Below are 388 nucleotides of genomic sequence, written 5' to 3' on the forward strand. Positions count from 1 at the left end.
TATCGATAAATGACACACTTTCATCGATTAAAGGATATTAAATGTTAAAAAACTATTAAAATATATTTCCTCAATTTAAATTTGTAGCCGATTTCAAGGAAGTATGAAAAATGAAAAAAACTATGATTAAATTTTTACAAAGAATGATGTTGGGTGGAGTAGGAGTGAGCATGCTCATCGCCTGTTCTGCGGAAAGTGTGAATGACGAAGGGAAAATCTTAAATGCTACCGGCACAACCTCTGCCACCCAGGAGCTTACAATGAATGATCTTGTAGGAAGATGGAACATGTATGCAATGACTTCTGTTCCTTTAGAAGAGGGTGTCGAAGCTACAGCCGTTGATTTTGATCAGAATGGGGTTTTTACCTATGACCTTTTAGAAGAAAC

The 388-nt window shown here is 36.1% G+C and carries 1 protein-coding gene; it reads left to right on the top strand.

The annotated features are described in order from the left end of the window. Positions 1-110: 110 nt before the first annotated feature. The coding region (locus tag HC176_RS17305; RefSeq protein ID WP_167920247.1) for a hypothetical protein at positions 111-388 on the top strand (278 nt) is incomplete at its 3' end.

The organism is Tamlana crocina (assembly GCF_012037625.1).